General features: G+C 73.1%; 17 protein-coding genes and 1 pseudogene. 7 read left to right on the plus strand and 11 right to left on the minus strand.

Going from position 1 to position 18,914, the window contains the following annotated elements; genetic code table 11:
- The first annotated feature begins 18 nt into the window (after window positions 1-18).
- The 4 genes from gcvH (at window position 19) to VM95_RS39015 (ending at window position 4,310) form a co-directional block, all read left to right on the plus strand.
- On the plus strand, window positions 19-399 hold the full coding sequence (gene gcvH, locus VM95_RS23470; RefSeq protein ID WP_045700037.1) for a glycine cleavage system protein GcvH: 381 nt from the start codon (window positions 19-21) through the stop codon (window positions 397-399).
- Window positions 400-479: 80 nt separating this feature from the next.
- Window positions 480-1,760: a serine hydroxymethyltransferase gene (gene glyA, locus VM95_RS23475; RefSeq protein ID WP_045700038.1), complete on the plus strand. Its 1,281-nt coding sequence runs from the start codon at window positions 480-482 to the stop codon at window positions 1,758-1,760.
- 159 nt (window positions 1,761-1,919) lie between these two features.
- Window positions 1,920-3,287, plus strand: a complete 1,368-nt coding sequence (locus VM95_RS23480; RefSeq protein ID WP_045700039.1) for an L-serine ammonia-lyase — start codon at window positions 1,920-1,922, stop codon at window positions 3,285-3,287.
- A gap of 138 nt (window positions 3,288-3,425) precedes the next feature.
- Window positions 3,426-4,310 (plus strand): hypothetical protein, encoded by an 885-nt coding sequence (locus tag VM95_RS39015; protein ID WP_052707523.1) that lies wholly within the window; start codon window positions 3,426-3,428, stop codon window positions 4,308-4,310.
- A 45-nt stretch (window positions 4,311-4,355) separates the two neighbouring features.
- Here VM95_RS39015 and VM95_RS23490 read toward each other — a convergent pair whose 3' ends face one another.
- From VM95_RS23490 to VM95_RS23500, 3 genes are all read right to left on the minus strand, one after another.
- Window positions 4,356-4,727 carry a DUF6210 family protein gene (locus tag VM95_RS23490; RefSeq protein ID WP_052707524.1) on the minus strand — a complete coding sequence of 124 codons (372 nt, stop codon included), beginning with the start codon at window positions 4,725-4,727 and terminating at the stop codon, window positions 4,356-4,358.
- Between the two features lie 102 nt (window positions 4,728-4,829).
- Window positions 4,830-5,291: a nuclear transport factor 2 family protein gene (locus VM95_RS23495; RefSeq protein ID WP_045700041.1), complete on the minus strand. Its 462-nt coding sequence runs from the start codon at window positions 5,289-5,291 to the stop codon at window positions 4,830-4,832.
- Window positions 5,292-5,342: 51 nt separating this feature from the next.
- The gene (locus VM95_RS23500; protein ID WP_157882174.1) at window positions 5,343-5,921 is read right to left on the minus strand and encodes a DUF6368 family protein; all 579 of its coding nucleotides are present in this window, start codon (window positions 5,919-5,921) and stop codon (window positions 5,343-5,345) included.
- Between the two features lie 100 nt (window positions 5,922-6,021).
- Between VM95_RS23500 and VM95_RS23505 the strand changes: the two genes are divergently transcribed.
- Complete coding sequence (locus VM95_RS23505) at window positions 6,022-7,095, plus strand: SUKH-4 family immunity protein (protein ID WP_045700043.1); 1,074 nt, start codon at window positions 6,022-6,024, stop codon at window positions 7,093-7,095.
- A 32-nt stretch (window positions 7,096-7,127) separates the two neighbouring features.
- Here VM95_RS23505 and VM95_RS23510 read toward each other — a convergent pair whose 3' ends face one another.
- From VM95_RS23510 to VM95_RS23520, 3 genes are all read right to left on the minus strand, one after another.
- Window positions 7,128-7,622 (minus strand): hypothetical protein, encoded by a 495-nt coding sequence (locus tag VM95_RS23510; protein WP_157882175.1) that lies wholly within the window; start codon window positions 7,620-7,622, stop codon window positions 7,128-7,130.
- 128 nt (window positions 7,623-7,750) lie between these two features.
- Window positions 7,751-8,251, minus strand: a complete 501-nt coding sequence (locus tag VM95_RS23515) for a hypothetical protein (protein WP_045700045.1) — start codon at window positions 8,249-8,251, stop codon at window positions 7,751-7,753.
- A 104-nt stretch (window positions 8,252-8,355) separates the two neighbouring features.
- Entirely contained in the window at window positions 8,356-9,282 is a 927-nt protein-coding gene (locus tag VM95_RS23520) for a DMT family transporter (RefSeq protein ID WP_045700046.1), read from the minus strand.
- A 376-nt stretch (window positions 9,283-9,658) separates the two neighbouring features.
- Here VM95_RS23520 and VM95_RS23525 point away from each other — a divergent pair, with 376 nt between their 5' ends.
- On the plus strand, window positions 9,659-10,774 hold the full coding sequence (locus tag VM95_RS23525; protein WP_045700047.1) for a DUF4185 domain-containing protein: 1,116 nt from the start codon (window positions 9,659-9,661) through the stop codon (window positions 10,772-10,774).
- A gap of 296 nt (window positions 10,775-11,070) precedes the next feature.
- Here VM95_RS23525 and VM95_RS23530 read toward each other — a convergent pair whose 3' ends face one another.
- From VM95_RS23530 to VM95_RS23545, 4 genes are all read right to left on the minus strand, one after another.
- On the minus strand, window positions 11,071-11,586 hold the full coding sequence (locus tag VM95_RS23530; protein ID WP_244178913.1) for an ATP-binding protein: 516 nt from the start codon (window positions 11,584-11,586) through the stop codon (window positions 11,071-11,073).
- A 224-nt stretch (window positions 11,587-11,810) separates the two neighbouring features.
- Entirely contained in the window at window positions 11,811-13,043 is a 1,233-nt protein-coding gene (locus tag VM95_RS23535) for a L,D-transpeptidase (RefSeq protein ID WP_045700048.1), read from the minus strand.
- 235 nt (window positions 13,044-13,278) lie between these two features.
- Window positions 13,279-14,529 carry a L,D-transpeptidase gene (locus VM95_RS23540; RefSeq protein WP_244178914.1) on the minus strand — a complete coding sequence of 417 codons (1,251 nt, stop codon included), beginning with the start codon at window positions 14,527-14,529 and terminating at the stop codon, window positions 13,279-13,281.
- A gap of 186 nt (window positions 14,530-14,715) precedes the next feature.
- Complete coding sequence (locus VM95_RS23545) at window positions 14,716-15,942, minus strand: L,D-transpeptidase (RefSeq protein WP_052706475.1); 1,227 nt, start codon at window positions 15,940-15,942, stop codon at window positions 14,716-14,718.
- Between the two features lie 203 nt (window positions 15,943-16,145).
- On the opposite strand from VM95_RS23545, the gene glgX reads away from it, so the two are divergent.
- On the plus strand, window positions 16,146-18,314 hold the full coding sequence (gene glgX, locus VM95_RS23550) for a glycogen debranching protein GlgX (RefSeq protein ID WP_045700051.1): 2,169 nt from the start codon (window positions 16,146-16,148) through the stop codon (window positions 18,312-18,314).
- Window positions 18,315-18,322: 8 nt separating this feature from the next.
- On the opposite strand, the pseudogene VM95_RS23555 reads toward glgX, so the two are convergent.
- Window positions 18,323-18,914: pseudogene (locus tag VM95_RS23555) on the minus strand (Crp/Fnr family transcriptional regulator); the annotation flags it as partial.

Genomic DNA, 18,914 nt, shown 5'->3' on the forward strand with positions numbered 1-18,914 from the left:
ATCCTGGAGAATGACGCCATGAGCAACCCCCAGCACCTGCAGTACACCAAGGAGCACGAGTGGCTGACCGCCGCTGAGGACGGTGTCTCCACGGTCGGCATCACCAAGCACGCCGCCGACGCCCTCGGCGACATCGTCTACGTGCAGCTGCCCGAGGTCGGCGACACCGTCGAGGCCGGCGAGACCTGCGGCGAGCTGGAGTCCACCAAGTCGGTCAGCGACCTGTACTCCCCGGTGACCGGCGAGGTCGTCGAGGTCAACCAGGACGTCCTGGACGACAACGCCCTGGTCAACAGCGCCCCGTTCGAGGGCGGCTGGCTGTTCAAGGTCCGCGTGGAGTCCACCGACGAGCTGCTCAGCGCCGCCGAGTACGACGCGCTCACCAACCCGCAGGGCTGAGCCCCCGCAGGGGCGGGCCGCGGCAGCGCGGCCCGTCCCGCCCCGGCCCCTTTCCCTCCTCCTCCCGGGAAGACCACACCATGACGGTTCTGAACCAGTCCCTGCACGCCCTCGACCCGGAGATCGCCGCCGCGGTCGACGCCGAGCTGCACCGCCAGCAGACCACCCTGGAGATGATCGCCTCCGAGAACTTCGCCCCGGTGGCGGTCATGGAGGCCCAGGGCTCGGTGCTCACCAACAAGTACGCCGAGGGCTACCCCGGCCGCCGCTACTACGGCGGCTGCGAGCACGTCGACGTGGTCGAGCAGATCGCGATCGACCGCATCAAGGCCCTGTTCGGCGCCGAGCACGCCAACGTCCAGCCGCACTCCGGCGCGCAGGCCAACGCCGCCGCCATGTTCGCGCTGATCCAGCCGGGCGACACCATCCTGGGCCTGAACCTGGCCCACGGCGGTCACCTGACCCACGGCATGAAGATCAACTTCTCCGGCAAGCTCTACAACGTGGTCGCGTACCACGTCGACGAGAAGACCGGCCAGGTCGACATGGCCGAGGTCGAGCGCCTCGCCAAGGAGCACCAGCCGAAGCTGATCATCGCCGGCTGGTCCGCCTACCCGCGCCAGCTCGACTTCGCCGAGTTCCGCCGGGTCGCCGACGAGGTCGGCGCCCTGCTCATGGTGGACATGGCGCACTTCGCCGGCCTGGTGGCCGCGGGCCTGCACCCCAACCCGGTGCCGTACGCGGACGTCGTCACCACCACCACCCACAAGACCCTGGGCGGCCCGCGCGGCGGCGTCATCCTGTCCAAGGCCGAGTGGGCCAAGAAGATCAACTCCGCGGTCTTCCCGGGCCAGCAGGGCGGCCCGCTGGAGCACGTGATCGCGGGCAAGGCCGTCGCCTTCAAGGTCGCCGCGTCCGAGGAGTTCAAGGAGCGCCAGCAGCGCACCCTGGAGGGCGCGCGGATCCTGGCCGAGCGCCTGCTGCGGGCCGACGTCGCCGAGGCCGGCGCCAGCGTGCTCTCCGGCGGCACCGACGTCCACCTCGTCCTGGTCGACCTGCGCAACAGCCAGCTCGACGGCCAGCAGGCCGAGGACCGCCTGCACGAGGTCGGCATCACCGTCAACCGCAACGCCATCCCGAACGACCCGCGCCCGCCGATGGTCACCTCCGGCCTGCGCATCGGCACCCCGGCCCTGGCCACCCGCGGCTTCCGGGCCGAGGACTTCCGCGAGGTCGCCGACATCATCGCCGAGGCGCTCAAGCCCGCCTTCGACGAGACCGTCGCCGCCGCGCTGAAGGCCCGCGTCACCGCGCTGGCCGAGAAGTACCCGCTGTACCCGAACCTCGCCAACCAGGAGTAGTGCGGCCGGGCCGGGGTGACCTGTCTCACCCCGCCGGCGTACCTGGGGCCCCGGGGCACCGCGCACACTGGAAGTGCGCGCGGTGCCCCTCCTCATGCGGCGCCCCGCTCCCCCTCCACGCTCCAGTCCTTCCACGAGACCAGACAAGGACGTCCCCCCGTGGCCATCAGCGTCTTCGACCTCTTCTCCATCGGCATCGGCCCGTCGAGCTCCCACACCGTCGGCCCGATGCGCGCCGCCCGGATGTTCGCCCGCCGGCTGCGGACCGAAGGCCTGCTGACCCAGGTGACGGCCGTCCGCGCCGAGCTCTACGGCTCGCTGGGCGCCACCGGCCACGGCCACGGCACCCCGAAGGCCGTCCTGCTCGGCCTGGAGAACAACTCGCCGCGCACCGTCGACGTCGACCAGGCCGACAAGGACGTCGAGCGGATCACCGCCGAGAAGCGGATCAACCTGCTCGGCGAGCACCCGATCGACTTCGACCCCGACAGCCAGCTGATCCTGCACCGCCGCCGCTCGCTGCCCTACCACGCCAACGGCATGACCCTCTGGGCGTTCGCGGCGGACGGCTCGACGCTGCTGGAGAAGACCTACTACTCGGTCGGCGGCGGCTTCGTCGTCGACGAGGACGCGATCGGCGCCGACCGGGTCAAGCCCGACGACACCGCGCTGCGCTACCCCTTCCGGACCGGCGAGGAGCTGCTCCGCCTCACCCGGGAGACCGGGCTGTCGATCTCCGGCCTGATGCTGGAGAACGAGAAGGCCTGGCGCAGCGAGGAGGAGATCCGCACCGGGCTGCTGGAGATCTGGTCCGTGATGCAGGAGTGCGTGCGGGCCGGCATGACCCGCGAGGGCATCCTGCCGGGCGGCCTCAAGGTCCGCCGCCGGGCCGCCTCGGGCGCCCGGGCGCTGCGCGCCGAGGGCATCGGCCCGGCCAACGCGATGGAGTGGGTGACCCTCTACGCGATGGCCGTGAACGAGGAGAACGCCTCCGGCCGGCGGGTCGTCACCGCGCCGACCAACGGCGCGGCGGGCATCATCCCGGCCGTCCTGCACTACTACCTGAACTTCATCCCGGGCGCGGACGACGACGGCATCGTCCGCTTCCTGCTCGCGGCCGGCGCCATCGGCATGCTCTTCAAGGAGAACGCCTCCATCTCCGGCGCCGAGGTCGGCTGCCAGGGCGAGGTCGGCTCCGCCTGCTCGATGGCCGCCGGCGGCCTCGCCGAGGTGCTCGGCGGCACCCCCGAGCAGGTCGAGAACGCCGCCGAGATCGGCATCGAGCACAACCTCGGCCTCACCTGCGACCCGGTCGGCGGCCTCGTCCAGATCCCCTGCATCGAGCGCAACGGCATGGCGTCCGTCAAGGCCGTCACGGCGGCCCGGATGGCGCTGCGCGGGGACGGGCGGCACCACGTCTCGCTGGACAAGGCGATCAAGACGATGAAGGAGACCGGGGCCGACATGAAGATCAAGTACAAGGAGACGTCGCGGGGCGGGCTCGCGGTCAACGTCATCGAGTGCTGATCGTCGAGTGCTGATCGTCGAGTGCTGATCACGCGGCCGGGAGGGCCGCGCCGGGGGCTTCCGGCGCGGCCGGGCGTTCTGCCACGGTAGTCTCCGGTCTCGGCCGAGCGGCCGGTCACGGACTTCGGGGGGGCGTTGGTGGGGGAGATCTGGGACGCGCAGCGGCAGCAGTGGGTGCCGGCACCGCCGCCTCCGCCGCCGCTCGGGGCCGTGCCGCCTCCGGTCGGGGCGGTTCCGCCGCCGCTGACGGCGCCGCTGCTGCGGGCGCCGGCGGGGCCCCGGTCGACGCCGCCCCCGGACCGTCCCGGCGGGCGGCGGCGGCCCGTGCTGGTGGCGGCGCTCGTCGGCGTGCTGCTCGGGGCCGTCGCGGGCGGCGGCGGGTGGTACCTGTACGGGCGACACGACGACCACGCGAAGGCGACGGCCACCCCGCTCGGCACGCCCCTGCCGAGCACCAGGGCCTCGGACGCTCCGCCGCCCTACCCCGAGTTCACCTTCCCCGCGACCCCGTCCGGCGGCCCGACGCCCACGGCCACGCCCACGCCGTCCGCCACGCCCACCACCGGGTTGCACACCACGCCCACCCAGGACGCCGCCGGCTTCACCCTGCCGGTGCCGGACGGCTGGCAGCGCCGCGTCGACGGCACGTCCGTCTTCTACGACTCGCCGGACGGCAACAGCCTGATCCAGGTGTTCTCGATGGGCGGCGACAGCCCGTACGCCCAGGCCACCTCCACCGACAGCAGCCTCGCCGCCGACTCCGGCCGCTTCCCCGGCTACCGGCGCCTGCGGCTGGACCGGACGCCGGGCGGCGGCGCGGTGCTGGAGTACTCCTACGACCTGGCGGGGCGCGGCGTCCGGCACACCGTCGACCAGATCGTCACCGGCCCGGACGGCCAGGCGTACGCCCTGCTCGTCGCCGGCCCCGAGACCAGCTGGCCCACCCCGCTGCGGGACGTCCAGGCGAGCCTCGTCGCCGGCTTCTGCCTCAGCGGGCACTGCCCGGCCACTCCGGCCGGCTGAGCCCGGCCAGGGCTCAGTCCGAGGAGGGCTCAGTCCGAGTTGGGCTCAGTCCGAGTTGGGCCAGACCAGCACGCCGGGCCCGTCCGGGGTGACCACCGGCACCCACGCCTCGTCGATCTCCCGGGCCCGGCCCTCGTCCACCCGCAGCGCGTGCGGCTCCTCGGCCCGCCCGTCGCACGCCCAGTAGACGATGCCCGCCACGAGCGCGCGCAGCCTCCGGTCCCGGGCGTCGGCGCCGCAGGGCTCGCCCCCGCCCTCGAACAGCTCGCGCAGGCCGGCCGTCGCGCCGGGGCCGCACACCGGGACCAGGAAGCCCTCCACCCGGCCCTGGCGGCACGCGGTGCCGCCGTACTGGTGCCGGTGGACGACCCCGGTCGGAGCCTCGACCACCACGTACAGCCAACCGCTCTCCGCCATCCCGTCAGGGTCGAGGGACACGAAACGTCGAAAGCCCATGGGCGGCAGTCTTCCCGACCGCCGCCCACGGGCTCAACGGCTTTGCCGGCCCCGGGCTCCCGGTCAGGCCGGTTCCGCCAACTTCGCTGCCACAGCGGCCAGTCGGCCGGTTCCGGCGGCCACGCCGAGGCCGTCCATGTAGTCGCGGACGTGCACGATCCGGCCGCCCCGGGCCCGGAGCACCAGCAGCCCGGGGAACGCGAACGGCTTGCCCGTCCCGCTGATCGTGCCGTGCACCACCTGTTCGACCACCACCACCTCCGGGTCCGCGCCCGGGTGCGCGGCCACCTCGCGGATCTCCGCCACCCGTGCCGCACTCGCCCCCCACGCGGCCCGGTACCCGGCCCGCACCTCCTCCCGGCCCCGGTAGGCCTCGGGCATCCCGGGGAACAGGAACGGGAACTCGTGCACGGCGTCCTCGGCGTAGAGGTCGGCGAGCGCGTCCGCGTCCATGTCGAGCATCGCCTGCCGGTACCGCGCGAGGAGCTCGAACGGGCCCGGCCCGGTGGGGTGTTGGTCGGTCATGGCTGCCACTCCTCCGCTGGTCCGGTGATCACCCCACCCTAGGCCGACTGTCTACGTGACCAGGTGGAAGGCCGGGTGCCGCAGCCAGGCCGCCAGGAACTCCGCGTCGCCGACGTGCCGGAACCACCGCTCGCCGCCCCCGGTGTCGTACGGGACCTCCACCACCCGGCCCGGGAGGGCGGCGACCAGCGCCCGCGCCCCGGCCAGCAGCGCCTCGTCGCCCGCGTCGTCGCACGGTGTGCGATAGCCCAGCACGCCGTCGAAGTCGACCAGCGCGCCGAGGCGTTCGGCGAGCGCGAGGGCCAGGTGGCCGAGCATCCGGTGGTTCGCCGGGCCGGAGCAGCCCGCGCCGAGCACCAGGCCCTGCACCGGCGGCCGCGGGAACGCCGAGTAGTCCTCGTCCTCCGCCGGCATCTCCTCGTCCTCCGACAGGAAGAACACCCCGAGGTCGGCGAGGTCCGGCTCCACCGGCCCCAGGGCCGTGGCGTCCCGCACCCGGAAGTCCAGGTCGCCGCCGACCCCGGTCTCGACCGGCGCGCAGAAGCCCTCCAGCCACGCGGCCGCCTCGGCCCGGACGGCCCCGAACTCCCGCCGCTCGAACAGCCACAGCCCCACTGCCGGTCCCGCCATGCCGCCCACCCTTCCCCGCCCACCATCCTGCCTTCCCCGCGCGCCCGTTGTCAGGGCCGTCACGTACGCTCTGGCCAGTCATCGGATCGGAGGGGGAGTCATGACGGACCGTACGGGCATCGCCGCGCTGCCGGCGAGCGGCGCCTTCCTGGAGTTCCGCTCCCCCGGCACCGCGCCGGCCGGGGGCGGGCGGTGGACCGTCCTCGGCGGGACGGCCTACTGCGGCAGCCTGGTCGTCCTCGACGGCGAGACCGGCGAGGTCCGGCTCGCCGAGGAGTCCGGCCGGGAGGACGAGGGCGACCTGCTCGCCTCCTCGCTGCCCGCGCTCGCCGCCCTGGTGCGGGAGGTCGAGGCGGTCGCGACCGGCGCCGCCGACCGCGCGGCGTTCGGCGGCCGCCGGGGTGCCGCGGTGGCGGACGCCGTGCGATCGGCGGCCGAGCAGCGGATGCGGGCGCTCGACCCGGAGCTGTTCACCCGGGGCGCCCCGCCCCCGCACTGGCACACCGCGCTGCTGATCGCCGCCCTGGCCTGGGGCGCCCGCCCCGGCGAACCGGACGGCCTCGCCTACGACTTCGAGCCGGACCTCGTCGCCGACCTGGCCCGCCTGCTCGACGAGGAGGACGCCGCCGTCCGCCGCTACCGCCCCGAGGAGCTGCCCGCCGAGCTCACCCACGAGCCGACCCGCCGGCTCCTCGTCGAGGCCGGCCTGCCCCTGGAGGGCGAGATGCTCGGCGTCCACCCGGACGCCCCGCTCACCACCATGGCCGCCAGGTACCCCGACGACTTCGCCGAGCTCACCCACCACCTCGAACTCGGCTACTGGCCGCACGACCTGGTGATCGCGCTCGACGGCACCACCGGCCGCCTCGAACTCCCCGGCCTGCACGGCGCCGACGACCCCGCCCGCTACCTCAACCGCGACCTCTCCGCCCTCCTCTACGCCCTGTGGACGTACGAGCGGGTGCGCGCCCACTGGGACCGCTGGGAGTACGGCGGGCAGGACTGGCACGACGGGGACGGCGACGACGACTGGACGGTCTTCGACCCGCACTCCTTCCTGCGCACCGAGGTCGACGGCCTGGTCGAGGCCGTCGACCCGGAGTCCTTCGCCACCCCCCGGCACTCCTGGCGCCTCCTCGCCGAAGACCCCTACACCGGCGGCCTCCTGGCCTGACCGGGCCGGTCAGCGGTCGGCCGGTCAGCCGGTCAGCCGCTCCGAGGCCCGCGCTTGCGGAGGAGTTCGTCGTCCATGCAGGTCTGGTCCGGGTCCATGACGAGGCAGAGGTCGTACCCGTCGTCGTCGCGCTGCACCTTCACGAAGACCGAGCAGGCGCGGGGGTAGCCCACGTCCGGCTTCAGCTCCAGGTCGACGGCATCGCTCCCGGTCAGCGGCTCAGGGGGCGGGGAGGTCCGGCGCGAGCCCTTCGGTTCGAGGAAGCTCCACGTCCCGACCGACACGGTCATCGGGCATCCGTTGTCGGGCACGGCTTGGTCGAGGCCGCTGATGGACACGCTGTGCTCGCCCGCGATGTGCAGCCGGGTGCCGTCCCGGTTGCCCCAGTCCCCCACCAGGTCGGCCTGCTCGATCACGGCGCGGTCGCCCCCGGCCTCCATGACCGCACAGGCGGCGTAGAGGGCCAGGCCCCCCACCGCCACCGCGCCCCACCGGACGAGCCGGCCGGCCCGCGTCCCTGAATCCACGTCTCCCCCACAGATCCGCGGGCCCGCGCCGCGCCCCCGGCGGTACGAACGATCGGCCCGCCGCCAGCCTGGCACGCCCCTTGAACACGTTCAACCATGCGGACGGCAACCGGCCACCGCACCGGGGCTCAGCGGCCGGACGAGTGCGCCGGCGCGTCCCGAGCCAGTCGGAGGGCTTCGGCCCTGACCTCCGCGTCGACCTCCGCGGCGGCGCGCCCGGCCCCGAGGTGGACCAGGTCGTACTCGTCGTCGAGCTCGGCGAGCCGTTCGGCCAGGGGCAGCCGGTGCCCGAAGTGCAGGTGGATCCGGGAGGCGAGCTCCCGGGGAGTCAGCCGACCGGCCAGCGTCCGGTTCGCGAGTGCCCGGACGGCGGCTTCCCGGCAGGCCTCGCTGCCGACCGGGTGGAAGGTCAGGCCGAGCTCGTCGAGCGCGGCCGGCAGGATCTCCGGCACGTCGCAGTCCGCCTCGCCGCGCGTGCACGCGGCCAGGGTCCACAGGGCGGGGCCGCCGAGTCCGGCGACGAGTGCGTCGCAGGCGGCGTCGACGACCTCGTGGGCGCGGACCTCACCGATGGTCCAGAGGGCGGCGCGCTCCTGGAGCTCCCGGGCGGCGGGTTCGGTGGACGACATCCGCCCATGGTCCCCGTACGGGTGCGGCGAGGTCGAGCGGGTTTGGCCGCGGGTGCCCGCCGCACAGGAAGTCGGCCGGGCCGACTTCCCGCGCGGGCGGGGGCTCAGCGGCGGGTGGGGAGGGCGAGCACCGTGAGGCCGGCGGCGAGGACGGCCAGGCCGCACCAGGAGGCGGCCGGGAGGCGTTCGCCGAGGGCGGCGACGCCGAGGAGGGCCGCGACGGCCGGTTCGGCGAGGGTGAGGGTGGTGGCGGTCTGGGCGGTGGTGTGGCGCAGGCCGTGGCCGAAGAGGCGGTACGCGAGGAGGGTGGTGATCACCCCGAGGTGCAGGACCACGCCGGCGCCGCGCGCCGTGAGCAGCCAGCCCGCCCCACCGCCGCCGCCGAGCAGCAGCAGCAGCACCGGCGAGACCAGCAGCGCGGCCCCGCCGAACATCGCGCCCATCACCCCGCCCGAGGGCCGCCCGTTCGCGATCAGCCGGCCGCCGATCAGCGAGTACACCGCGTACGAGAGCCCGGAGAGCGCCGCGAGCAGCACCCCCAGGAGGTCCACCGCCCCGCCCCCGCCCGCGAGTTCGGGGCCGAGGACGAGGACGGCGCAGCCGAGCACGGCGAGCCCGGTGGCTCCGGCCCAGCGCCCGCCGGGCCGGCCCTGCCGGGTGAGCCACCCGAGCAGCCCGGTGAACACCGGCGCGCTGCCGAGCGCGATCACCGTGGCGACGGCGACGCCGGTGCGGGCGACTGCCGGGTAGAAGGTCAGCGGGTAGCCGACCACCGCCACCGCCCCGAGCGCGAGCAGCCGGCGTTCGCGGGCCCCGCAGGTGCGGGGCAGGGTCCGGGCGGTGCGGTCGGTGAGGAACAGCAGCAGTCCGCCGAGCACCAGGGCCGCCGCCCCGATCCCGGCGGCCGGGGCGGCGGCGGGTGCGAGGGAGGCCGCCGTCCCGGTGGTGCCCCAGAGCAGGGCGGCCGCCAGGATCGGCAGCGCGCCGCCGGCCGGCCGGCCGGACGCGGGCACGGGCGTGGAGGTGGGCATGGGCGTGGGCGTGGGCGCGGACAAACGATGCGGCACAGTCGTGAACTTCCGTCGTCGAAAACCGTCAGTGGGAGTGGTTTCGAGAACGGGCGCACGCCGCAACGACACCCGGCGGCCTCAGCGGGCCGAACCGGGGCTCGGGAAGGGGTCTGCCGACCAGCGCGTACGCCCGATCAGGCGCAGAGCGGTGGCAGCACGGCGTGCCAGTAGAGGTTCACGCCCCCGATGCTACGGCCGGGCCGCACCCATGCCTAGCTCGTTCGGGTGAAGGTTCGTCTCCGATCGACGGCGCGCCGGTGGCCCGCCATAGCCTCGGGAGACCGCAGGACTCGCCGGCCTCGCCGGACTCGCACAACTCCTCGCCAGGGAAGGCCACATGACGCACTCGCCCGCCGGGAACGACCTCACCCGCCGCACGGTCCTCAAGCTCGGCATCGGCGTCGCCGTGGGAGCGGGGGCCTTCGCGGCCGGCGCTCCCGCCGCGATCGCCGGCGGCCCGAACGACCCGACCGCTCCCACCATCGCGACCAAGGTGAAGAACCTCAGCGGCCTCGCCGAGACCGGGCCGTTCGGCGCGCCGTGGACGGACCTCGGCATCCCCGTGCGGTGCCCGGACGGCACGATGCTCTTCGTCTGCGGCGACACCTTCGACGGCAGCGGCGTGGGCGACGGCGACTGGTACGCCCCGGTGGGCCTGCGCTCCAGCAGCGCGGACCCGAACAACCTGCGCATCGACGGCGTCGTCGGCGGCGACCACGCCCGCAGCCTGGTCGACGAGCCGCACACCTGGGTCGGCGACAAGCGGACGACGGCGATCCCGTCCGACGCGTTCGTCGTCAACGGCGTGATGTACATGCATCTGATGCGCGGCGTCATCTACGACACCCACCACACGGACTTCTGGCGCTCCACCGACAACGGCGAGACCTGGGAGTACCTGTGCCAGTGGCCGGCCGACCTGTACGGCGGCCAGTTCCAGCAGAAGACCTACGCCGTGGCCGACGACGGCTACTGCTACGTGCTGTCGACGGTCTTCAACCGCGACGTCGAATCCGGGATGCTGCTGCACCGGGTGCGCCAGGACAGCCTCGGCAACCCGGACGCCTACGAGCCGTGGGGCTTCACGGACAGCGGCTGGCAGTGGAACGCGCCCGCCCCGACGACGGTCTTCGGCACTCGCAAGTGGGGCGAGATCTGCTTCCGCGCCATGGACGGCAAGTACGTCCTCACCTGGCTGAACATGGACCCGCTGTCGATCAGGGCGATGGTCTTCCCGCTCCCGACCTCGGACCTGACCAGGACGCTGGAGCAGACCATGATCCTCCCCTGCGCCCCGGGCCAGGAGGCCGGCAACCTCGTCCTCAGCCCGTACGGCGGCTTCGTGGTCCCCGGCTCGACGTTCGGCGACTTCCACATCGTCGTCAGCCAATGGTACGTCCCGGACCCGACGATCTACCGGATCATGCAGTACCGGATCGCGATGCTCTCCTGAACCCTGCGATCATGAATATTCACAGGTTGCAGCGTTAACCTATGCAAAATCCAAAGGTGAAGTAGGTTACAAACCTTTCATTCCAAGTCGCGCGGTTTGCCCACATGCTGAGATCCGTGCGATAGTCGACGCAACGAAGACTTCGGCGGGCCCGACCTGGCACTGCCGACGCCCATCGTGCGGCACGCACCCCCTTGGCCGGCGCGATGACTTGCAGGGGCCCCCATCGCCGGATCACGGCGAACCCGGGGGCCCTGCGCGTATCCCCGGCCGGTCGCGCCGGCCGGCCGGGCGGCTCAGTTCCGGTCGCGCACCTTCAGCTCGAACCAGACGCCCTTCCCGCGCGGCAGCAGGTCCGCGCCCCAGCGGTCGGCCAGGTCGTCGACGACCTTCAGCCCCCGCCCGCGCTCGTTCACCGGCCGCGGCTCGGCGAGGATCATGCAGGGCAGCGACCGCGAGGAGTCGCGCACCTCGATCCGCACCCACCCGGGCTTGCGGCCCACGTACAGGCCGATGGTGCGCCCGCCGGCGTGCCGGACGGCGTTGGCGACCAGCTCGCTGGTGAGTAACTCCCCCGCCTCCAGGTGCTGGTGGAGGCCCCAGGACGCCAGCGCGGAGAGCACCAGCCGCCGGGCCACCTTGGCCGACGCCGGCCGGGACGGCAGCCGCACCTCGTTCGGCGAGGACTGGCCGCACAGTCTGGGGGAGTACATCTCCTCCAGCTCCGCCGAGCTGAGCCGCTCCAACTCCGAGAGTGTGCCCGGGACGTCCGCCCAGGCCGCCTCCGCGACCGCGCCGGCCACGGTAACCACTGACTGATCTGTTTCGCCCCAACCCGCCATGCGGACCATCATTGCGGAACGCAAGCGGCCGCGTACGGACAATGAGCAAACGATCACGCCCAGTTCGGCATATGCCGGGAGCAATCCGGAACCACCCGGCGATCGTCCGAACAGGCGTCGGAAAACGCGTCGGGGCCACCCCGGTCAAACCCGGGTTGACCCCGACGCCCGCTCACCAGCGGCTCAGCGCCCGCCTACCACTGGCTCCAGCCCAGGTTCCAGCCGCTGAGCCCGTTGTCCGGCTCCAGCGTCTCCTTCTTGATCGAGTTCTTGACGATCACGACGTCGCCGACGATCGAGCTGTCGTAGAACTTCCCGGCGGTGGTGGAACTGCCGCCGCCCTCCGCGTCCTTGAGCCCGACGCAGCCGTGGCTGACGTTGTCCCCGCCGAACACGCCGTTGCGGGCCCACCAGTTGCCGTGCACGTACGTCCCGGACGTGGTGAGCCGCATGGAGTGCGGCACCTGCAGGTCGTACGGCGCGCCGGTCATGCCGGGCAGGGTGCTGGACTGCATCCGCACCGTGCCCTCCTTGGACATGACGACCATGGTGCCGTTCCAGGTCGGGTGGTCGTCCGAGCCGGAGGTGATGTCGATCTGCTCGGTCTTGCCGTTGTCCCCGACGACGGTCATCTGGTGCGCGGCGGCGTCAACCGTCGAGACCTGGCTTCGCCCGATAGTGAAGGGCTCGTCCCGGTCCGAACCGCCGTAGACGCCCGGCGCGATCTCCACGCTCTTCAGCCGGTAGTGCACCGTCACCTTGGTGCCCGGCTTCCAGTAGTTCTCCGGGCGGAAGTCCAGCCGCCGGTCGCCGAACCAGTGGCCCTTGACGACCGTGCCGTTGTCGGTCTCGAAGGAGATGCTCTTGGCGACGGCGTCCTTGTTCTTGACGTCCTTGGTGAACTCCACCGAGACGATCATGCCGACGCCGTACGTCGCGTTGTCGTCGACGTTGTCGGCGGCCTTGGCCTGCACCTCCGGCGTCAGCGTGGTGAAGCTGCTGTCCGCCTCGGCGACCACGCCGTTGGCGTCCGCCGCCATCGCGCTGACCTGGTAGGCCGTGCCGACCGAGAGGCCGGCGGTCGGGGTCCAGCTCAGGCCGTCCGCGGCGATGGTGCCGGGCACCTCCTTGCCGGACTTGTCGCTCACCTTGACGGTGGTGAGCTTGCCGCCCGTCGCGCCGACCTTGAGCGCGGTCGGCGCCACGTCCACCGAACCGGTCTTCGGCTCGATGCTCACCGCGGCCTGCGACACCTTCGGCGCGGCGCTGCCCGGCGTCGCCGCCGCCGCCGAGGCGGGGGCCGCGCCGGCCCCGATGTCGGCCTTGGCCGCGCTGCCGCCGCCGCTGCCGCCACTGCTGCAGGCCGCCGTCAGCACCATCGCCCCGCCGACCACACCGGCGGCCACCACTCTGCGTATCGACCTCACGTCGATCCCTCCCTCTGCTCCCCTGGGGCCCGTGGGCCCCGACCGCTAGATGCGCCGGCCCTCCGGAAAGGTTGCGCCATTCGAGGGGCTCATCGCCCCGAAAACCGGAACGGCCCGACCCCAACGGGTGAGGATCGGACCGCCCCGGCATGAAACCCGCCGGCACGGTGCCGGCATGAGAACCAACGGAATCCCCCGGTCGCCCGGGTTCATCGAACCCGCGGACCGGTACGGCCTACCAGTTCGCCCAGGCCACGTTCCAGCCGCCCAGCCCGTTGGACGGGGCGACGGTCTTCTCCTTGGTGTTCACGATCTTCACGACGTCGCCGACGATCGAGTCGTTGAAGAACTTGCCGGCCACCGAGGAGTCGCTGCCGCCCTTCTCGTCGGCCATCGACACGCAGCCGTGGCTGGCGTTGGTCTTGCCGAACGGGCTGGACCAGTAGTTGCCGTGCACGAAGGTGCCGGAGGTGGTCAGCCGCATCGCGTGCGGCACGTCCTGGATGTCGTACTCGCCGCCGAGGCCGACGGTCTGCGAGTTCATCCGGGTGACCTTCTCCTTGGACATGATCACCATCGTCCCGCCCCAGGACGGCGTCGCGTCCGCGCCCAGGGTGACCGGCACGGTGGTGACCTTGCCGCCCTGGTCGACGGTCATCTGGTGCGACTTGGCGTCCGCCGTGGCGATCCGCGAGCGGCCGATGGTGAACGGCTCGTCCTTGTCCACGTCGCCGTAGACGCCCGGGGAGACCTCGACGTTCTTCAGCCGGTACTTGATGACGACCTTGGTGTTCGGCTTCCAGTAGTCGGCCGGGCGGAAGTCCACCCGCCGGTCGCCGAACCAGTGGCCCTTCACCTCGGTGCCGCCGGCGTCGATGGTGATGCCCTTGAGGACGGCGTCCTTGTTCTTGACGTCCTTGGTGAAGTTCACCGAGACGATCATGCCGACGCCGTAGGTGGCGCCGTCGCTGATGTTGTCGTTGGTGGAGACCTTCTTCTCCGGCGTCAGCGTGGTGAAGGAGGTGGTGGACGCGGCCACCAGCCCGTCCGCGTCCTTGGCCTGCGCGTTCACCTTGTAGGCCGTGCCGACCGCGAGGCCCGCCGCCGGCTTCCAGCCGGTGCCGTCCGGGGTGATCGCACCCTCGACCGGCTTGCCGTCCTTGTCGGTCACCTCGACGGTGGTCAGCTTGCCGTTGGAGACGGACACCTGCAGGCCGGTCGGCGCGACGTCCTGGGCGCCGTCCTTCGGCTCGACGTTCAGCACCGCGGCCGAGGTCTTCGGCGCCGCCGACGCACCGCCGGCGTCCGCCGGGGCCGAGGCGGCGTTGTCGCCACCGGAGCCCCCGGAACCTCCGCCCGAACCGCCCTTGTCGTCGTTGCAGGCCGCGGTCAGCAGCAGCACCCCGCCCATGACCAGCGCAGCAGCTCCCCTGCGCCCGAACCGGCTGGTGCGTATCGCGGCGCCGGCCGCCTTACCCGTCTTCACGGTCTCTCCCCTCCCGTTGTCCACTCTCTTGACGCGTCGAGTGCCCCTGGGAGTTGCACCCGGGCGCCGATCTTCCCCAGCAGGGGCACGACGCGCCGGAGCAGGATAACTGGGCCATCCGGGTGAATCCGGAGGGGAGGTGGGTGGAGCGGGGGTGAACCCCCCGTGAAGCCCGCCGGGCGGGGCCTAGCGCAGCGCGCTGCCGGCCAGCCACTGCTCCCAGGGCAGGTTCCACCCGTTGAGACCGTTCGAGGGCGGCACGAAGTCCCCCGCGGAGGCCTTCACCTCCAGCACGTCACCGGGGATCGTGTGCTCGAACAGCCAGCCCGCCGGGGTGTCCTTGCTGCTGCCGCCCTTGGTGTCGGCCAGGCCGATGCACCCGTGGCTGGTGTTGGCGGTGCCGAAGACCCCGGGGTTCGCCCAGTAGTTGCCGTGCACGAAGGTGCCGGAGCCGGTCAGCCGCATCGCGTGCGGGACGTCCTTGATGTCGTACTCGTCGCCCATGCCCACGGTCTGCGAGTTCATCCGGGTCACCTGGTACTTCTCCGACACCACCAGCACCCCCCGGTAGGTGGAGTGCTCGGGGCTGCCGCCGGACACCTTGAGCACCCGGACCACCTTGCCGCCCTGCCCTCCTCGGACGGTCAGCGTGTGCGCGTCCAGGTCCACGGTGGAGACCTGCGCCCGGCCGATGGTGAAGTGCAGGTCCCGGTTCTGGCTGCCGAAGTCGCCCGGCGCGCCCTGCACGTCCTTCAGCCGCAGCGCCACCGCCACCTTGGTGCCGGCCGCCCAGTACTGCTGCGGCCGGAAGTCCAGCCGCTGGTTGCCGAACCAGTGCGCGGCCACCGGCACCGGCGGGTCCGCGGTCACCTGCACCGCCCGCTCGACCGCCGCCCGGTCCGCGATCGGGCGGCTGAAGCGCAGCGACACCGGCATCCCCACCCCGACCGTCGACCCGTCCTCGGGCGTGAAGAACGCGACGAAGGTGTGCGCCCGGGCGACGGTCGAGAACTCCGCGTGCTGGGCCGCCTTCTGCCCCTGGTCGTCCTCCGCGACGGAGTCCAGCGTGAACGCCGTACCCAGCGGCAGCGGCCCGTCCGGCGCCCACGAGGAGCCGTCCGCGGCGATCGTCCCGGGCAGCTCCGCCCCCCGGGCGTCGGCCAGCCGGACGGACAGCAGCTTCCCCTGCGCCGCCGCCACCTTCACCGCCCCCTCCGGCGGCACGTCCTGCGCTCCGTCCGCGGGCTGCACCGTGAGCACCGCCCGCGACGGCGGCGGAGGCGGCGCGACGACCGTGGCCGAGGCGCCGTCCCCGACCGGGGCGCCCGCCGAGCCGCCGCACCCCGCCAGGACGGCCAAGCAGCAGCCCACCGCCGCCGCATGCCGCGCCCACACCCGTACTCGGCGCCGCATCGGGGCCTCCCGCCGTCCGGTTCCAACGCCGGGAACAACGACCCCCGGCCCGCCGAGGACACGCCCTCGCCCCGCCCTCCGGAGCACGCCCCCCGGACAGCCATCCGCTGGTAAGCCCCCGTTCAACGGCTTCCCCCCGCCGCATTCCGGGAAGGAAACAACGGCACGGGGTCCGGGACACCCCGTCCAGGGAGGGCAGGGCCATGGAGCTGGAAGCCGGGACGAGGCCAGGAAGCCCCCACCCCCTCGGTGCCCGTTTCCGCCCGGACGGGCCGTGCGGCCCCGGCACCAACTTCGCGCTGTGGGCGGCCGGCGCCGAGGCCGTCGACCTGTGCCTGTTCGACGAGGACGGCCGGGAGAGCCGGCACCGCCTCACCGAGCAGGACGTCCAGGTCTGGCACGGCTTCCTGCCGGGCGTGCGCCCCGGCACCCGCTACGGCTACCGCGTGCACGGCCGGTGGGACCCGTGGACGGGCGCCCGCTGGAACCCGGCGAAGCTGCTGCTCGACCCGTACGCCCGCGCGATCGACGGCAACTACACCGCGCACGACGCGGTCTGCGCCGCCGTCCGCAACTGGCCGGAGGCCGACGTCGCCGACACCGTCCGGGACAACCGCGACTCGGCCGCCCACGTGCCCAGATCCGTGGTCGTCGCGGACGACGACCACCGGTCCGACGACCCGTCCGACGACCACCGCCCGCGGACCCCGTGGTCCGAGACCGTCCTCTACGAACTGCACGTGCGCGGCTTCACCATGCGCCACCCCGACGTCCCCCCGGCCCTGCGCGGCACCTACGCCGGCCTCGCCCACCCCGCCGCGCTCGCCCACCTCACCCGCCTCGGCGTCACCGCCGTCGAGCTGCTGCCCGTCCACCACCACGTCAGCGAGGACCACCTCCAGGCGCGCGGCCTGGTCAACTACTGGGGCTACAACACGATCGGCTACTTCGCCCCGCACGCCGGCTACTCCGCCTCGGGCTCGCGCGGCGGCCAGGTCGGCGAGTTCAAGCGGATGGTGCGCGCCCTGCACGCCGCCGGGATCGAGGTGATCCTCGACGTGGTGTTCAACCACACCGCCGAGGGCGCCGAGCTGGGCCCGACGCTCTCCCTGCGCGGCGTCGACAACGCCGCCCACTACCGCCTCGCCCCGCACCGCCCGCGCGGCTACGCCGACTACACCGGCTGCGGCAACACCCTGGACACCCGCCGCCCGCAGGTGATCCGGCTGATCACCGACTCGCTGCGCCACTGGGTCGCCGAGATGGGCGTGGACGGCTTCCGCTTCGACCTCGCCGCCGCCCTGGCCCGGGCCTCGGACGGCGTCGACCCGGAGCACCCGTTCCTCAGCGCCGTCGCCCAGGACCCGCTGCTGTCCCGGGTGAAGCTGATCGCCGAGCCGTGGGACGTCGGCCCGGGCGGCTACCGGCTGGGCGGCTTCCCGCCGCTGTGGGCCGAGTGGAACGACCGCTACCGCGACACCGTACGGGACTTCTGGCGCGGCGCCCGCCCGGACGTCCGCGAGCTCGGCTACCGCCTCTCCGGCTCCTCCGACCTCTACCAGCGCGACGGCCGCCGCCCGTGCGCCTCCGTCAACTACGTGACGGCGCACGACGGTTTCACCCTGCGCGACCTGGTCTCCTACGACCGCAAGCACAACGAGGCGAACGGCGAGGGCGGCCGGGACGGCACCGACGACAACCGCTCCTGGAACCACGGCGCCGAGGGCGAGACCACCGACCCGGAGGTCACCGCCCTGCGCCTGCGCCAACTGCGCAACCTGATGGCCACGCTGCTGCTCTCCACCGGCGTCCCGATGATCACCGCCGGGGACGAGCTCGGCCGCACCCAGGGCGGCAACAACAACGCCTACTGCCAGGACAACGAGGTCGGCTGGGTCGACTGGTCGACACTGGAACGGCCCGAGTGGCGCGAACTGTGCGAGCTGACCGCCCGATTGGTCCGGCTGCGCCGGGCCCACCCGGTGCTGCGCCGGCGGGCGTTCTTCTCCGGCCGGGCCGCCGCCCCCGGCGGGCGCCCGGACCTCGCCTGGTTCACCCGGCTCGGCAAGGAGATGACCGAGGCCGACTGGTTCGCCCCGACCGCCTGCCTCGGCATGCTGCTGTCCGGCAGCGCGATGTCCGAACGGGACGCCACCGGGCGGCCGGTGCGGGACGACGACTTCCTGCTGCTCCTCAACGCCGGCCACGAACCGGTGGTGTTCACCCTGCCCGGCGAGCCCTGGGCGGCGCCGGAGGCCCGCTACGAGACCGTCGTCGACACCGCCGGGGCGGGCGAGCCGCACCCGGCCGGCGCGGTGGTGCTCGGCGGGCGCGCGCTGCTCCTGCTGCGCGCGCCCGCCGCACTCCCCTGACGTGTGGCTCAGCTGCGGGCGTGCCCGACCTCGACGTTCTCCAGCACCCCGATCGCGTCCGGCACCAGCACCGCCGCCGAGTAGTAGGCGCTCACCAGGTAGGAGGTGATCGCCTTCTCGTCGACGCCCATGAACCGGACGTTCAGCCCCGGCTCGACCTCGTCCGGGATGCCGATCTGGTGGAGGCCGACCACGCCCTGGTTGTCCTCGCCGACGCGCATCGCGAGGAAGGAGGTGGTCTGGTTGTCCGCCACCGGGATCTTGTTGCACGGGAAGATCGGCACCCCGCGCCAGGCCGGCCGCCGCTTGCCGAGCACCTCGGCCGTGCCGGGGTAGACGCCGAGCCGGTTGCACTCCCGCTCGAACGCGGCGATCGCGCGCGGGTGGGCGAACAGGTAGTCGGTGTCGCGGCGCATCGCGAGCAGGTCGTCCAGGTCGTCCGGCGTGGGCGCGCCGGAGTGCGTCTGGATCCGCTGGTCGAAGTCGGTGTTGCCGAGCAGCCCGAACTCCGGGTTGTTGATCAGCTCGTGCTCCTGGCGCTCGCGCAGCGCCTCGATGGTCAGCCGGAGCTGGTGCTCGGTCTGGTTCATCGGCTGGTTG

It is taken from the genome of Streptomyces rubellomurinus (assembly GCF_000961885.1).
GTDB classification, from domain to species: domain Bacteria; phylum Actinomycetota; class Actinomycetes; order Streptomycetales; family Streptomycetaceae; genus Kitasatospora; species Kitasatospora rubellomurina.

Coding starts and splice junctions, on each gene's coding strand:
- VM95_RS23515 (WP_045700045.1), bottom strand. CDS start 8,251: ATGTCGTCCACCGAACCCGCCGCCCGGGAGCTCCAGGAGCGCGCCGCC.
- VM95_RS23520 (WP_045700046.1), bottom strand. CDS start 9,282: ATGCCCACCTCCACGCCCGTGCCCGCGTCCGGCCGGCCGGCCGGCGGC.
- glgX (WP_045700051.1), top strand. CDS start 16,146: ATGGAGCTGGAAGCCGGGACGAGGCCAGGAAGCCCCCACCCCCTCGGT.
- VM95_RS23500 (WP_157882174.1), bottom strand. CDS start 5,921: ATGGCGGGACCGGCAGTGGGGCTGTGGCTGTTCGAGCGGCGGGAGTTC.
- VM95_RS23525 (WP_045700047.1), top strand. CDS start 9,659: ATGACGCACTCGCCCGCCGGGAACGACCTCACCCGCCGCACGGTCCTC.
- VM95_RS23545 (WP_052706475.1), bottom strand. CDS start 15,942: ATGCGGCGCCGAGTACGGGTGTGGGCGCGGCATGCGGCGGCGGTGGGC.
- VM95_RS23490 (WP_052707524.1), bottom strand. CDS start 4,727: ATGGCGGAGAGCGGTTGGCTGTACGTGGTGGTCGAGGCTCCGACCGGG.
- gcvH (WP_045700037.1), top strand. CDS start 19: ATGAGCAACCCCCAGCACCTGCAGTACACCAAGGAGCACGAGTGGCTG.
- glyA (WP_045700038.1), top strand. CDS start 480: ATGACGGTTCTGAACCAGTCCCTGCACGCCCTCGACCCGGAGATCGCC.
- VM95_RS23495 (WP_045700041.1), bottom strand. CDS start 5,291: ATGACCGACCAACACCCCACCGGGCCGGGCCCGTTCGAGCTCCTCGCG.
- VM95_RS23505 (WP_045700043.1), top strand. CDS start 6,022: ATGACGGACCGTACGGGCATCGCCGCGCTGCCGGCGAGCGGCGCCTTC.